The following is a 14,677-nucleotide window of genomic DNA, read 5'->3' as shown; positions in this document are numbered from 1 at the left end:
CGAGGAAAGATCCCCATGACGTTGGGCAAAACGCTGCGCGCGCCGCTGGCCGGCGCTCTTGCCGTGGCGCTGGCTGTCACGGCCGTACCGGTCCTGCCGGGCTTTACGGGTGTCGCACAGGCCGCCGACAGCGCGCTCGTGCGCATCGTCGACAGCGGTCCCGGCGTCAAGAAGACCATCAAGCTCGGCCTCAACAAGGCCGTCGTCATCGACCTGCCAACCGATGCCCATGACATCCTCGTCGCCGATCCCTCGCTCGCCGATGCCGTCACGCGCACATCCCGCCGCATCTATCTCTTCGGCAAGTCCGTCGGTCAGACCAACATCTTCATCTTCGGCGCCGGTGGTGAGGAAATCGTCAGCCTCGATCTCGAAATCGAGCGCGATGTCTCGACGCTCCAGTCCAATCTTCGCCGCTACCTGCCGGACTCCGATATCAACGTCGAGATCGTCTCGGACAACATCGTGCTCACCGGCTCGGTCCGCACGCCGCTCGACTCCACGCGCGTCGTGGAACTGGCGCAGGCCTTCCTCCAGGGCGGCGAGGCGACGACCCGCAACATCACCGCGCAGGGCACGAACGGCGATGCCGACATCTACGCCGAAGACCGTCAGAAGTCGAAGATCGTCAATCTCCTGACCATCGACGGCGAAGACCAGGTGATGTTGAAGGTCACGGTTGCCGAGGTTTCGCGCCAGATCCTCAAGCAGCTTGGCTTCTCGGGTTCCGTCGGCAGCGAGTCCAGCGGCAACGGCATCACCTTCAACAACCCGGCCAACCTTGGCAACGCCATCAACACAGCTTCGTCGCTGGCAACCGGCCAGATCGGCAGCGGCACCATGTCCTTTGTCAGTTCCATCAATGCCATGGAGCAGGCCGGAGTCATGCGGACTCTGGCCGAGCCGAGCCTGACCGCCATTTCGGGAAAGAGCGCGAAGTTCTTCGTCGGCGGCGAATATCGCCTCCCTTCCGGTCAGGCAGTGACGGAAGAGAAAGACGAGGTCACCGGCCAAATGAAGCCGGTCCTCACGCGTGAGGTCAAGAGCGTCGAATATGGCGTCGAGCTGAACTTCAAGCCTGTCGTCCTCGGGCCGGGCCGGATTGCGCTGGATATCGAGACAAACGTTTCCGAACCGACTTTCGAGGGCAGCGTCGTCAGCGGCAGCTTCAGGGGCATTCCCGGCCAGACCTATATGTCGATTCGCAAGCGCGAGGCCTCGACCAGTGTCGAACTGCCCTCCGGCGGCTCGATCGTCATTGGCGGGCTCGTGCAGGACAACGTTCGCCAAGCCATCTCGGGCGTGCCGGGCCTTGCCAAGGTTCCGATTTTCGGCACGCTGTTCCGCTCGCGCGATTTCCTGCGCAACGAAACCGAACTGGTCATCATCGCGACGCCCTACCTCGTGCGTCCCGTCGCCCGCAACCAGATCTCCCGGCCGGACGACAACTTCAACCCGTCCGCCGATCTCCCCGGCTTCTTCCTCGGCGAAGTCAATCGCATCTACGGCAACCGTGGCGCCCAGCCGGTCGGGCAGTATCACGGCAATGTCGGCTTCATTTACAAATAGGCGGGGACGGACATGACATCACTGAGTGCTCTCCCCCAGTTCGAAAGGCGTTCGGCCATGCCGTTTCCGTCCCGCATCGGCCCATCCCGCATTGCCCGCATCGCTCTCCTCAGCCTCGGCATTGCGGCGAGCCTTGCGGCCTGCGCCAAGCGCGACGACCTGTCGACGGGGGGCATTCCCGACGATTATCGCACCCGGCATCCGATCATCGTCGGCGAAAGCGAGCGCGCGATCGACATCCCCATCGCCTCCAGCGATCGCCGGCTTCCCGTCGGCACGCGCGAGGTCATCAAGGGCTTCGCCCAGACCTATCGTGGCTCGGCCAACGGCGTGGTCCAGATCATGCTGCCGAGCGGCTCCCGCAATGGCGCCGCGGTCGAGGCTGTGCGCCGGGATATTCGCGCGATCCTGGTCCAGACCGGCGTTCCGGCAAACCGGCTTCTCGAAAGCCGTTATGATGCGGCCGGCAGCGGCGATGCCGCGCCCGTGCGCCTGAGCTTCACCGCGATCACCGCCTCGACCGGCCCTTGCGGATCCTGGCCGGAGGATCTCGTCAGCAACACGACGGAGAACCGCAACTGGAGCAATTTCGGCTGCGCCAGCCAGTCGAACCTTGCAGCCCAGATCGCCAATCCCACGGATCTGCTGGGGCCCCAGGCGCAATCGCCGATCGATGCGGCGCGACGCGGCCAGGTCATCGACGACTACAGGGGTCTCAATTCAGCCCCGGACACCACGATCTCCATCACGACCAACTGACGCAGCAGACGCGTCGCGGGGCATCACATGAGCGCCATTGATTACAAGATCGAGAGCCTGAGCGGCGAGGCGCCGGTACAGGCCGACGTCGTCCTGCCGCAGGACATCGAGCACCTGCGCCCGCTGCCCCGCATCTCCATCCACGCCTTCTGCGAGACCGAGGCCGTGCAGCGCAGTCTGGAGCGCTGCGGGCAGGACCGGCGCATGGCGAAGGTCGGCTTCCGCATCAACAGCGGCAATGTGGCGACAGCCGCCAACATGTTCGCCACCATGCCGACACCGAACCTCATCATTCTGGAAACATCCTCCGAGCCCGGCGTCCTCATGCAGGAACTCGCCCCGCTCGCGCAGGTCTGCGATCCCACCACCAAGGTCATCCTCATCGGCCGCTACAACGATATCGGCCTCTATCGCGAGCTGATCCGCAACGGCATCTCCGAATATATGGTGGCGCCCGTCGCCATGTCCGACCTGATGGGCGCGATCTCCTCGATCTTCGTCGATCCCGAGGCCGAGCCGCTCGGTCGCAACATCGCCTTCATCGGTGCCAAGGGCGGCGTCGGCTCCTCCACGCTGGCGCACAATTACGCCTGGGGTATTTCCCATTTCTTTGCGACCGAGACGGTGCTTGCCGATCTCGATCTGCCCTATGGCACCGCCAACATCAATTTCGACCAGGACCCGCCCCAGGGCGTGGCCGAGGCCGTCTTCTCGCCGGAACGCCTCGACGAGGTCTTCCTCGACCGGCTTCTGACAAAATGCTCCGAGCATCTCTCGCTGCTGGCCGCCCCGTCCATGCTCGACCGCGCCTATGATTTCGACGGAAACGCCTTTCAGGCGCTGGCCGAAATCCTCCAGCGCAATGCGCCGGTCTCCGTCCTCGACGTGCCGCATACGTGGAACGAGTGGACGCGCAACATCGTCGGCGAGGCGGACGAGCTCGTCATCACCGCCGTTCCCGACCTTGCCAATCTTCGCAACGCCAAGAACCTGTTCGACAGCATCCGCAAGCTGCGCCCCAACGACAAGGCGCCGCATCTCGTTCTCAACCAGGTCGGCATGCCGAAGCGCCCCGAGATTTCCGTCGCCGACTTCTGCGAGTCGCTGGAAATCGAGGCGGCGGCGATCATTCCCTTCGATGCGGCACTGTTCGGCACGGCGGCAAACAGCGGGCGCATGATCGGCGAGACCGACAAGAAGGCCCCGACAGCCGAAATCTTCTCCCAGCTGGCACATCTGCTGACGGGCCGAGTGACGGCCAAGAAGCCCAAGAAGGCGGGTCTCGGCATGGTGCTCGGTCTTCTCGGCCGCAGTTGAGCCGGGGAGGGAACGCGACGATGAGACGGGATCAGGTGGACAGCCATGTTTGGTAAACGCGGAAACGATAGCACCGGCCGGATAGCCAGTCCGCCGCCTGTTATGGCCTCGCCTGCCGTGGCCGTGATGGAGCGGCCCACGGCTCCTCTGATTGCGGAAAGCACCCGCGATGCGGCGGCCCTCGTTCGCCAGCCGGCACCACCGGCAGCGCGCAAGCGCGCACCCCGCACGGAAGACTATTACGACACCAAGGCGCAGGTCTTCTCGGCGCTGATCGATACGATCGACCTGTCGCAGCTCGCCAAGCTCGATGGGGAAAGCGCGCGCGAAGAGATCCGCGATATCGTCAACGATATCATCACGATCAAGAACTTCGCCATGTCGATCTCCGAGCAGGAGGAACTGCTCGAGGATATCTGCAACGACGTTCTCGGCTACGGGCCGCTGGAGCCGCTCTTGGCCCGCGACGACATCGCCGACATCATGGTCAACGGCGCCGGGCAGACCTTCATCGAAGTCGATGGCAAGACGATCGAGAGCGACGTCCGCTTCCGCGACAATGCCCAGCTCCTGTCGATCTGCCAGCGCATCGTGTCCCAGGTCGGCCGGCGCGTCGATGAAAGCTCGCCCATCTGCGACGCGCGCCTGCCGGACGGCTCGCGCGTCAACGTCATCGCGCCGCCGCTCGCCATCGATGGCGCCGCGCTGACGATCCGCAAGTTCAAGAAGGACAAGCTGAAGCTCGACCAGCTCGTGCGCTTCGGGGCGATCACGCCGGAAGGCGCCGTCCTGCTCCAGATCATCGGCCGGGTCCGCTGCAACGTCGTCATCTCCGGCGGAACGGGCTCGGGCAAGACGACGCTCCTCAATTGCCTGACCGCCTATATCGATGCCAACGAACGCGTCATCACCTGCGAAGACACGGCCGAACTCCAGCTGCAGCAGCCGCACGTCGTGCGTCTCGAAACCCGCCCGCCCAATATCGAGGGCGAAGGCGAGATCACCATGCGCGATCTCATCAAGAACTGCCTGCGCATGCGGCCCGAACGCATCATCGTCGGCGAAGTCCGCGGTGCCGAAGTGTTCGACCTCCTGCAGGCCATGAACACCGGCCATGACGGTTCCATGGGCACGATCCACGCCAACACGCCGCGCGAATGCCTCGCCCGCATGGAATCGATGATCGCCATGGGCGGCTACACGCTGCCTGCCAAGACCGTGCGCGAGATCATCTCAGGCTCGATCGACATCATCATCCAGGCCGCCCGCCTGCGCGACGGCTCGCGCCGCATCACCCACATCACCGAAGTGGTCGGCATGGAAGGCGACGTCATCATCACGCAGGACCTGATGCGCTACGACATCGAGGGCGAGGACGCCGTCGGCAAGATCGTCGGCCGTCACAAGGGTTCGGGCATCGGCCGCCCGCATTTCTGGGATCGCGCCCGCTATTTCAACGAGGACAAGCGTCTCGCTGCCACGCTCGACACCATGAACAAGGAGTAGGGCGATGTTCGGTCTCGATCCCTTGATCATCGCCATCGCCGTTCTCGCCGCCATCTCGACGGCGGGCCTCGGCTACGGCTTCCTGTTCTCGCGCATTCAGGACGAAAAGAATGCGAATGCCCGCTTTCGCAAGATCAAGGCCGCCGAGACGGACCGGGTCAACATCAAGGCCGCCCGCGACCGCATGAACGAGCTTTCCAAGCGCCGGAAATCGGTTCAGGACTCGCTGAAAGACCTGCAGAAGAAGCAGAAGGAAAAATCGGCGCGCGCCAAGCCACCCATCAAGGTGCGCCTGACCCAGGCAGGCCTGTCGATCTCGATCACGCAGTTCTACGTCTTCAGCGGCATTCTCGGCTTCGTCGCGTTTCTCGTGGCGCTGATCGTCGGTGGGTCGTTCCTGATCGCCTTGGGCATCATGATCTTCGCCTCGCTCGGTCTGCCCCGTTGGATCGTCGGCTTCCTGGTCAACCGGCGCTGCAAGAAATTCATCGAGGAGTTTCCCAATTCGCTCGAGGTTATGGTGCGCTCCATCAAGTCGGGCCTGCCGCTCAGCGACGCGATTCGCCTTATCGCCAGCGACGGGCAGGAGCCGGTAAAAACCGAGTTCCGCCGGGTCATCGATGCGCAGGGCGTTGGCATGACCGTGCCGGAGGCCTGCACGCGGATGATCCAGACGGTGCCGCTGCAGGAGGTCAACTTCTTCTCGGTCGTCATCACCATCCAGGGGCAGGCGGGCGGCAATCTGTCGGAAGCCTTGAGCAACCTTGCCAAGGTGCTGCGCGAGCGCCGCAAGATGAAGGCGAAGGTCCAGGCCCTGTCGATGGAAGCCAAGGCATCGGCCTGCATCATCGGGGCGCTGCCCTTCATCGTCACGCTGCTCGTCTACCTCAGTTCGCCCGACTACATAATGGTGCTGTTCACCGATCCGCGCGGTCACCTGATCATGGGGATTTCCGCCATCTGGATGAGCATGGGCATCTTCGTCATGCGGCAGATGATCAACTTCGATATGTAGGGATTTGGCGTCATGCTGGACTTGTTAACCCCGGCGACCATCGTGGCGGTCCTCGTCTCCATCGCCGTCATGGCCACGATCTACACGCTGGCAGCCCCCTTCCTCGAAGGCGACAATCTGCAGAAGCGCATGAAGTCCGTCGCGTCCGAGCGCGAGCAGATCCGCGCGCGCGAACGGGCGCGGCTGAACAACGAGATCATCGGACGCGCGTCGCTGCGGGCGAAGAACAACACCTCCGTGCTGCAGGTCGTCGAGCGGTTGAACCTGCGCAAGGCGCTGGTGGACGACAAGACCGTCAACCGGCTGAAGATGGCCGGCTACCGGTCGCAGAACGCGCTCAACATCTTCCTCTTCGCGCGCTTCGTCCTGCCGTTCATCTTCCTCGGTCTGGCTGCCATCTATGTCTTCGGCATCGGCGCCTTTGCCGACAGGCCGTTTACGATGCGCCTTTTCGGCGTCATCGTGGCGGCTTATGTCGGCTTCTACCTGCCCAACATCATCATCAGCAATGCGATCGGCAAGCGGCAGTCCTCCATCCGCCGCGCCTGGCCCGATGCGCTGGACCTTCTGCTCATCTGCGTGGAATCCGGTATCTCCATGGAACTCGGCATGCGCCGCGTCGCCGACGAGATCGCCGGGCAGTCGCCGGCCCTTGCCGAGGAGATGGTGCTGACGACGGCCGAACTGTCCTTCCTGCCCGATCGCCGCATCGCGCTCGAAAATCTCGGCCTGCGAACCGGCATCGAAGATGTGAAGGCGGTGACGCAGGCGCTGATCCAGGCGGATCGCTACGGAACGCCGATCGCCCAGGCGCTGCGTGTTCTGGCGCAGGAAAGCCGCGACCAGCGCATGAACCAGGCGGAGAAGAAGGCTGCCGCCCTGCCGCCGAAGCTGACCGTTCCGATGATCCTGTTCTTCCTGCCGGTCCTGATCGCCGTCATCCTCGGCCCCGCCGGTATTCAGGTGGCCGATCGCATGTAGACGGGGGTTTCCCCGGCCGATGCTCCAAACGAGAAATGCCCCGCATCCAGCCAGGATGCGGGGCATTTGCGTTGAAAAGGCTCAGTTCGTTCCGGTATCCGTCGCCTTGGCCGGCTTGCCGTCTTTCGTAAGCTTCTGCCAGGCGTTCTGCTGCGACAGGATCGAGCGGAGATAGGCGACGTTCGCCTCGGCCTGCTGGGGCGACAGCTCCTGGCGGGCGATGGCCTCGGCTTCGGCAAAGCGGCCCTGCAGGCCGATAGCGAGCGCCAGGTTCTGGCGGACGCCGCTGTCGGCGCCCGGCTGTTCGCTCGCCTTGCGCAGATAGGTCTCCGCCGTCTTCAGGTCCTTCGACAGGAGATAGGACATGCCGAGATTGGACAGGACGGACGGCTCGTTCGGCTGGATGTCCAGAGCCTCGCGGTAGCGCTGGCGGGCTTCCGGCGAACGGCCGAGCTGGTCGAGAATGGCACCTTCCGCCGATTTCAGTTTCCAGTCCGGCCGGTCGGGCGTCTGCGCGCGGCCGACGGTCACAAGCGCCTGGTCGAGCTGGCCGGCCGCCGCCTGCGACTTGCCGTAGGCGGCCAGCACTTCCCGGTCTGCGGGATACTGGATCGCCACCTGCTGCATGACGGCAAGGGCCTGATCGTTGCGCCCGGTCATGCGCAGCACATTGGCGTAGTTCAGGCCGACCGTGCGATCCTTAGGGTTCTTCTCATAGGCTTTCCCCAGGCTCTGCGCGGCGGCGTTCAACTGCCCGGCATTCATGGAAGCCGAACCGGCCGAGGCGGTCGTTGGGATCGAACCGGTGGTGAGTTCCTTGCGCGGGGAGGCGCAGCCGGCGAGAAGGCCTGAAATGATGATAGCGGACAGGGACAGATGGACGGATGCGCGGAACGCGCGCCGCGGATGAGGCTGGTAACGTGGTGCCACCATGGCAAAGCTCCCGGACAGAAGGGGGAAGCACCGGCACGCATCAACTTTCACGGCGCAAATCGTGCGATCATCAATAATCTGTTAACCCTAACAGAGTGTTAATCACGTCATCCGGCCGACCCGCCCCCATCGGCGCAAGATGGCCGGAAGCCGCTGCCGTTCCTTGCCTTCAGGAGATCCCATGCCGCCCTTTTCCCTTGATCACCGTCCGTCACCCTTCACGCCGGGGGAGGGGTCGACGTCCTCGGGATCGTCCTTGCCGGTTTATGCTCTGACGCCCGGCGATCTCCTGAACGAGACGCTCGATCCCTTCCTGCGGAACTGGGCGCGGCAGGCCGGCTTTACCGCCGAGAGCGGCGCGCTCCTCCTCGTGCCGTCCAGCCCCGGCGGCGCCGGTGCGGCAGATGGGCTCGGCGGCGCCCTCTTCGGTCTCGGCACCCAGCCGCTCGATGCACCGTTTGCCACCGGCAAGCTCGCCCGCTCCCTGCCGCCTGGTCGCTGGCGGATCGTCTCCGAGAGCCTGCCCGCCGAACAGGCGGCCCTAGGCTTTGCGCTCGGCGCCTATCGGTTCGACCGCTACAAGCCGAAAACGGGCGAACGTCCGCTGCTCCATCTCGACGATGGCATCGACCGCGCCGCGCTCGAGCGCACCGTGGCAGGCATCACGCTCGTCCGCGACCTCATCAACACACCCACCAACGATCTCGGGCCGGACGCGCTGGAAGCGGCCTTCCAGGCGCTCGGCAGGCATTACGGCGCGACGGTGACGACGATCCTCGGCGAGGACCTGCTCAAGCAGAATTTCCCGCTGATCCACACGGTCGGCCGGGCGGCCGAGCAGGCGCCGCGCCTTCTGGAGATGCGCTGGGGCTCGGGCGCCAAACGGATCACCCTCGTCGGCAAGGGCGTCTGCTTCGACACCGGCGGCCTCGATATCAAGCCGGCCGCCTCCATGCTGCTGATGAAGAAGGATATGGGCGGTGCCGCCAACGTCATGGGTCTCGCCTTGATGATCATGGATGCCGGTCTCGACGTCTCGCTGCGCGTGCTGGTTCCGGTCGTCGAGAACTCCATAGCCGGCAATGCTTTCCGCCCGGGTGATATCTACCGGTCCCGCAAGGGTCTGACCGTGCAGATCGACAATACGGATGCGGAAGGGCGGCTGATCCTCGCCGATGCGCTCGCCTATGCCAGCGAAAGCAAGAGCGATTTGCTGATCGACATGGCGACGCTCACCGGCGCTGCACGTGTCGCGCTCGGTCCCGATCTGCCGCCGTTCTTCACCGATGACGAGGCGCTCGCCGCAGACCTGTCTCGCGCCAGCGTCTCCACCCATGATCCGCTCTGGCGGCTGCCGCTGTTCAAGGGATACGAAAAAGATGTGACGACCCGCATCGCCGACCTCACCAACGCCCCCTCCGGCGGCATGGCCGGCGCGATCACCGCCGCTTTGTTTCTCAAGCGTTTCGTGGCCGACACGAGCGGCTGGGTCCATCTCGACGTCTATGGCTGGAACCCGACTGAGCGTCCGCATGCCCCGGTCGGCGGCGAGGCGCAGGGCATCCGCGCGCTCTACGACATCATCGCGCGGGATCTCTGAAAAGCCTCTCCGGACAACGAGAAAAGGCGCCGGATCGCTCCGGCGCCTTGAAGTGCTGCCGCGAAAGGCGGCCTATTCGTTGATCAGGCGCTTCAGAAGCTCGATCTCGTGGCTGAGCTTGGTATCGCCCGAAATCAGGTCCTCGATCTTGCGCACCGCATGCAGCACCGTCGTGTGATCGCGTCCGCCAAAACGGCGGCCGATTTCCGGGAAGGAGCGGGGCGTCAGCGTCTTGGCCAGATACATGGCGATCTGGCGCGGCTTGACGATGACGCGGGTGCGCCGGTTGGAGACCAGTTCCTGGCGCGAGACGTTGTAATGCTTGGCGACGACGCGCTGGATGTCCTCGATCCGCACGCGGCGCGGCTCGCCGGCATTGACGAGGTGGCCGAGCAGTTCGTCGACGCGCTCGATCGAGAGCTGCGGCTCGAAGGACATGCGGAACAGGAGCTGGTTGAACGCGCCTTCCAGCTCACGGCCGCTGGCGGTGATGCTGCGGGCGACGTGGCTCAGAATATCGGCGGGAATGTTGAGCGACGGGTCTTCCTCGCGCGCCACATCCAGGCGGCGCTTCAGGATTTCCAGACGCATCTCGTAATCCGGGCCGTCCATCTCGATGGCGACGCCGCCCTGCAGGCGCGAGCGGACGCGCGGATCGAGCGATTCCAGCTCCCACGGCGCACGGTCGGCCGCGACGACGACCTGCTTGGCGCTGTCGAGCAGCATGTTGAGCAGATGGCAGAACTCGTGCTGGATCGACTTGCCCTGCAGGAACTGCATGTCGTCGATGACGAGCAGGTCGATATTGCGCAGCGTCTCCTTCAGCGACAGGGCGTCGTTGTCGCGGATGGCGGTGGCAAAGCGCCACATGAAATATTCGGCCGTGAGATAGACGACGCGCGAGGCGCGCGGGCTCTGGATCGCAGCGATGGCGATGGCCTGCAGAAGGTGCGTCTTGCCGAGGCCGACGGACGAGTGGATGAAGAGCGGATTGAACCGCACGGCACCCGCACCGGCTTCCGCGATCGTCTTGGCGGCCGCGAGTGCGACGCGGTTGGAAGAGCCCTCGACGAAGCTTGCAAAGCTGTAGCGCGGATCGAGCGGCGAACCGAAGAGCGGCGTGGCGACGGGAAGCTTTGCGGCAGCCGGCAGGGCTGCCGTCGCATGGTGTCCAAGGCTCTGTGCAGCGTTTCTGCGAGCGGTGGCGGCGGCCGGCGCGGATGTCGCGGCATCGCCGACGGTGATGTCGGCTTCGATCGGCGCACGGGTGCCGCGCATGGCGCTGCGCACCACGATCTCGACCTTGAGGATCTCGGCGTCTTCCTGCTGAAAGAGCGTGGTGATCTGGTCGAGGTAACGGTTGTTGATCCAGGATTTGAGAAAGGTGGTGGGCACGGAGAGGCGCACGACGCTCTTGGACATCGAGTGCAGCTTCAGCCGGCCGAACCAGCTTGCAAAGACGTCAGGCCCGACCTGGGCCTTGAGAAGAGCGCTGACCCGATCGAAAAGTGCGCTCTGGGTCATAATGGCCTGCTCTCCTGTCGTCTGTTCGATCTGCCCGCTCTTGATCGGCCGAGCATGTTCGCCGCCAGCGAATGTGCGCCCCGAGGTCACCGAATTTCCAAGCATGTGCCGCCTTCCAATGTCTGTCCCGATGCCGGCTATCGTCGCCGGCAGTCTGTTGTCGGATGTGCCGCGGAAACGCGGCATCACCATGGTCTCGTTCGAACGGCCGGGACCCTCGTTTCCCGCTCGCTCAGGTCCCCCGTCAAACCCGTCCGGCATCGGCCTGTTCGACCTTCCGCCATCCAGGTCCCCGCTTGCCGTGGGACCGTTCCAGCGCGCCGCATGTCGTTTCCGCCATGCCAGACATCGCTGCCGTCTCGACTGCTGCAATCTTTTCTCGAAACATGTGAAGGTTCGAGGCGTCCTGCATCAGCACTTTCCTCCGGCGCATCCGCCGGGCGTGATCTCCCACCACGGCTGTCGCAGCCGGCCAACGGCCTGGAAGGGCCGTCCGAGGTTCAATATTGCCCTCAACCTTAAGATGCAGTTTCTCGTTCCCGTACGGCGAACCGGACAGGGTGAGGCAAGCTTTAAGCTGATGGAAAATTGTGATGTCCACCCCAGTTCAAGAGTTGCGGAGGCTTAACGGGCCCTTGTCAGGGTCTGCTGCCGACATCGAAAACTCGCTGTCCCACGTCTCTTGCTGAAAGCATTTAGGCAGGATCATGACCCAAGATCAATCGCCATTTTTACGGGTCGCGAGGCCTTGCCCGTTGACTCTCAGGCAGCGTTTTGCAACTGCCCGAAGCCGCCTTTTGAGAATCGCAGTCGAATCAAAGGCTTTGTTTTTGAAGGCTCCAAGGCCGCCCCAAAAAGCAAGAAAAATAAAAAATCGCTTGACTCAGATTCCCTGCAAAGGCGGCGGCCAATATGAGGCCGGCCTGTCACAAACCTTCGCAAGCTGTTGTTAATGTGGGGAATATTTGTTCATACGCATGACATGAAGTCGTCATGGGGCACGATCGGCCGAAAAAGCCGGCGTACGAATCGAAAGGGCCCGGTCGATGACCGGGCCGCTCTCTCAATAGATGAAATGATGAAGCTTCAAGCCGACAGTGCGTTGACGCGGCTGGCCAGGCGCGAAACCTTGCGCGATGCCGTGTTGGCATGCACGACGCCCTTGCTGGCAGCGCGCATCAGCTCGGGCTGTGCAACGCGCAGGGCTTCCTGGGCAACGGTCTGGTCGCCGGAAGCGATGGCTTCTTCGACCTTGCGGAGGAAGTTGCGAACGCGCGAGCGGCGCGACTTGTTGATCTCGGTGCGACGGGCGATCTTGCGGGTCGCTTTTTTCGCCGAAGTTGTATTGGCCATGGGTTTCTCTCTTCAGATTCTGACAAGCACCTCCGCCTCGCCGTGTCGGGTCACTGCGACCTGTCATCCAAGCTCTTCGGAGGCAATAGCGAGAAACCTGCAACGTGGCTTCCCAAACTGTGGGCGCCGTATAGACGCAAACGCCCATTTCGTCAACGCGCTATTTCAAGCGGCATCGACAGCGGATATGCGAGGTTGCCGCTACACCTGACACGAAGCGCAGTGGAATGTCGAGCGTCCCGCCTGCGTGATCCGGGCAATGGTGCCGCCGCAGCCCGGTCGTGCACAGGGTTTGCCCTCCCGGTCGTAGACGGCGAAGGTGTGCTGGAAGTAGCCGAGCGAGCCGTCGGTCTGGATATGGTCGCGCAACGACGACCCGCCGGCTGCGATCGCGTCGGCAATGACGGCGCGGATCGCCTCCGTCAGCACGACCAGCGGCGCGCGCGGCCGCCCCTTGGCGTCCACCAGCTTTCCCGAGGCTTTCAGCGGCGACAGTCGCGCCCGCCAGAGGGCCTCGCAGACATAGATATTGCCGAGCCCGGCAATGACCCGCTGGTCGAGCAGCGTCGATTTCAACGGCTGCGCCTTGCCGACAAAGCGGCCGGCGAGATAGGCGGCATCGAGCCGGTTGCCGGTCGGCTCCTCGCCGAGTTGGCGGAAGAAGGCATGGGCCGCCAGCGTCTCGCGCGGTCCGATGTCCATGAAGCCGAACCGGCGCGGATCGTTGTAGATCACCTGCACGGGCCCGCGGTCCGAGAGAAGATGAAAGACGACATGGTCGTGCCGCTCGTCCTTGCCGCGGGGATGATGAAAGTCACCCGGCGTGTCGCCATCCGTGGACGCCGCCTCGACCACGCGGAACGAGCCGGACATGCCGAGATGCGCGATGACGACGTCGTCATTGTCGAGTTCGATCAAGAGATATTTTGCCCGGCGCGACAGAGCGAGAATCCGCCGGTTCTCGATGCGGTGGGCGAAATCGGGCGGAAACGGAAAACGCAGGTCCGCCCGGCGCACCTCCGCACGGGTGATCAGCGCGCCCTCCATCACGGGCGCAAGGCCGCGACGGACCGTTTCGACCTCGGGCAGTTCGGGCATGGACAGTCCTTTTCTCAAGGCAGGCGCGTCGGCGGGCGTCCCGCAAGAGATAGCGTCGCCGGATCGGATTCGCTATGGTCTTGCTATGTCGGTGGCTGGCAGGACGGACGCAAACGTCCTATGTGCCGGTTGACGGAAAAATACGACGGCCCAGCATGACGGCGTTTGGTCGTTGCCGAGGTCCGGCTCTCGGCTTTGGAATGGACAAGGGATTGACGGTATGACGGACGAACGGGTTTCCGCCGAGGGCGGCATGGAGACGTCTTACGGCTTCCGCCGCGTGAACGAAGGCGAGAAGCAGGGCCTCGTCAACGATGTGTTTCATAAAGTCGCCAAGCGCTACGACATCATGAACGACGTGATGTCGATGGGCCTGCACCGGGCCTGGAAGGATGCGATGGTGGCAGCACTCCATCCCCGTCGCAGCGCCGACTACAGGGTTCTCGACGTCGCCGGCGGCACGGGCGACATCGCCTTCCGCATCGTCGAGGCGTCGGACCGGTTGGCGCAGGCGACCGTGCTCGACATCAACGGCTCCATGCTCGGCGTCGGTGCCGAGCGCGCGCGCAAGAAAGGCTTGTCCGGCAATCTCGAATTCGTCGAGGCCAATGCCGAAAGCCTGCCGTTCGAGGATGGTCGTTTCGATGCCTATACGATCGCCTTCGGCATCCGCAACGTGCCGCGCATCGATGTCGCGCTGTCGGAGGCCTATCGCGTGCTGAAGCGCGGCGGCCGTCTGCTGGTGCTCGAATTCTCCGACGTCGAGATGCCCCTCCTCGACAAGGTCTATGACGCCTGGTCGTTCAACGCCATTCCGCGCTTCGGCAAGATGATCACCGGCGAGGCCGAACCCTATCAGTATCTGGTCGAATCCATCCGCAAGTTCCCCGACCAGAAGGATTTCGCCCGCATGATCGAGAAGGCCGGCTTCTCGCGCGTCACCTACACCAATTATACCGGCGGCATCGCGGCGCTGCATTCCGGATGGAAGATCTGAAGCACATGATCAGCCTCCTGTTCCC

General features: G+C 63.8%; 13 protein-coding genes. 8 read left to right on the top strand and 5 right to left on the bottom strand.

Features of this window, described 5'->3' with window-relative positions; translation table 11 throughout:
• The first annotated feature begins 15 nt into the window (after positions 1-15).
• Genes C8J33_RS12050 through C8J33_RS12025 form a run of 6 tightly spaced genes read left to right on the top strand, consistent with a single transcriptional unit; the run spans position 16 to position 7,147 of the window.
• Positions 16-1,569 carry a type II and III secretion system protein family protein gene (locus C8J33_RS12050; RefSeq protein WP_132445387.1) on the top strand — a complete coding sequence of 518 codons (1,554 nt, stop codon included), beginning with the start codon at positions 16-18 and terminating at the stop codon, positions 1,567-1,569.
• 57 nt (positions 1,570-1,626) lie between these two features.
• Positions 1,627-2,328 (top strand): CpaD family pilus assembly protein, encoded by a 702-nt coding sequence (locus tag C8J33_RS12045; protein ID WP_422038117.1) that lies wholly within the window; start codon positions 1,627-1,629, stop codon positions 2,326-2,328.
• A gap of 27 nt (positions 2,329-2,355) precedes the next feature.
• Positions 2,356-3,645 (top strand): AAA family ATPase, encoded by a 1,290-nt coding sequence (locus C8J33_RS12040; RefSeq protein WP_132664350.1) that lies wholly within the window; start codon positions 2,356-2,358, stop codon positions 3,643-3,645.
• A gap of 45 nt (positions 3,646-3,690) precedes the next feature.
• A complete protein-coding gene (locus tag C8J33_RS12035) occupies positions 3,691-5,151 on the top strand; it encodes a CpaF family protein (protein ID WP_110800503.1) in 1,461 nt (486 codons plus the stop codon).
• 4 nt (positions 5,152-5,155) lie between these two features.
• Entirely contained in the window at positions 5,156-6,166 is a 1,011-nt protein-coding gene (locus C8J33_RS12030; RefSeq protein ID WP_110800502.1) for a type II secretion system F family protein, read from the top strand.
• Positions 6,167-6,178: 12 nt separating this feature from the next.
• Complete coding sequence (locus C8J33_RS12025; RefSeq protein ID WP_110800501.1) at positions 6,179-7,147, top strand: type II secretion system F family protein; 969 nt, start codon at positions 6,179-6,181, stop codon at positions 7,145-7,147.
• Positions 7,148-7,228: 81 nt separating this feature from the next.
• Here the strand turns inward: C8J33_RS12025 and C8J33_RS12020 are convergent, their stop codons facing one another.
• A complete protein-coding gene (locus tag C8J33_RS12020; RefSeq protein ID WP_132664349.1) occupies positions 7,229-8,080 on the bottom strand; it encodes a tetratricopeptide repeat protein in 852 nt (283 codons plus the stop codon).
• A gap of 181 nt (positions 8,081-8,261) precedes the next feature.
• Between C8J33_RS12020 and C8J33_RS12015 the strand changes: the two genes are divergently transcribed.
• Positions 8,262-9,680 carry a leucyl aminopeptidase family protein gene (locus C8J33_RS12015; protein WP_132664348.1) on the top strand — a complete coding sequence of 473 codons (1,419 nt, stop codon included), beginning with the start codon at positions 8,262-8,264 and terminating at the stop codon, positions 9,678-9,680.
• A 72-nt stretch (positions 9,681-9,752) separates the two neighbouring features.
• On the opposite strand, the gene dnaA is transcribed toward C8J33_RS12015, so the two are convergent.
• The 4 genes from dnaA to mutM all read right to left on the bottom strand — a co-directional run bounded on the left by dnaA (position 9,753) and on the right by mutM (position 13,655).
• Positions 9,753-11,204, bottom strand: coding sequence for a chromosomal replication initiator protein DnaA (dnaA, locus tag C8J33_RS12010; RefSeq protein WP_245507161.1), 1,452 nt, complete (start codon positions 11,202-11,204; stop codon positions 9,753-9,755).
• Between the two features lie 244 nt (positions 11,205-11,448).
• The gene (locus C8J33_RS12005) at positions 11,449-11,805 is read right to left on the bottom strand and encodes a hypothetical protein (protein ID WP_132664346.1); all 357 of its coding nucleotides are present in this window, start codon (positions 11,803-11,805) and stop codon (positions 11,449-11,451) included.
• A gap of 485 nt (positions 11,806-12,290) precedes the next feature.
• Complete coding sequence (gene rpsT / locus C8J33_RS12000) at positions 12,291-12,557, bottom strand: 30S ribosomal protein S20 (protein ID WP_092931296.1); 267 nt, start codon at positions 12,555-12,557, stop codon at positions 12,291-12,293.
• A 201-nt stretch (positions 12,558-12,758) separates the two neighbouring features.
• On the bottom strand, positions 12,759-13,655 hold the full coding sequence (gene mutM, locus C8J33_RS11995) for a bifunctional DNA-formamidopyrimidine glycosylase/DNA-(apurinic or apyrimidinic site) lyase (protein ID WP_132664345.1): 897 nt from the start codon (positions 13,653-13,655) through the stop codon (positions 12,759-12,761).
• Positions 13,656-13,875: 220 nt separating this feature from the next.
• Between mutM and ubiE the strand changes: the two genes are divergently transcribed.
• Positions 13,876-14,652, top strand: a complete 777-nt coding sequence (gene ubiE, locus C8J33_RS11990; protein ID WP_132664344.1) for a bifunctional demethylmenaquinone methyltransferase/2-methoxy-6-polyprenyl-1,4-benzoquinol methylase UbiE — start codon at positions 13,876-13,878, stop codon at positions 14,650-14,652.
• Positions 14,653-14,677 lie beyond the last annotated feature (25 nt).

This window comes from Rhizobium sp. PP-CC-3G-465 (assembly GCF_004343445.1).
Taxonomy (GTDB): domain Bacteria; phylum Pseudomonadota; class Alphaproteobacteria; order Rhizobiales; family Rhizobiaceae; genus Ferranicluibacter; species Ferranicluibacter rubi.
Note: the sequence above shows the minus strand (reverse complement) of the source record. Positions and strands in the feature narration are given on the sequence as shown.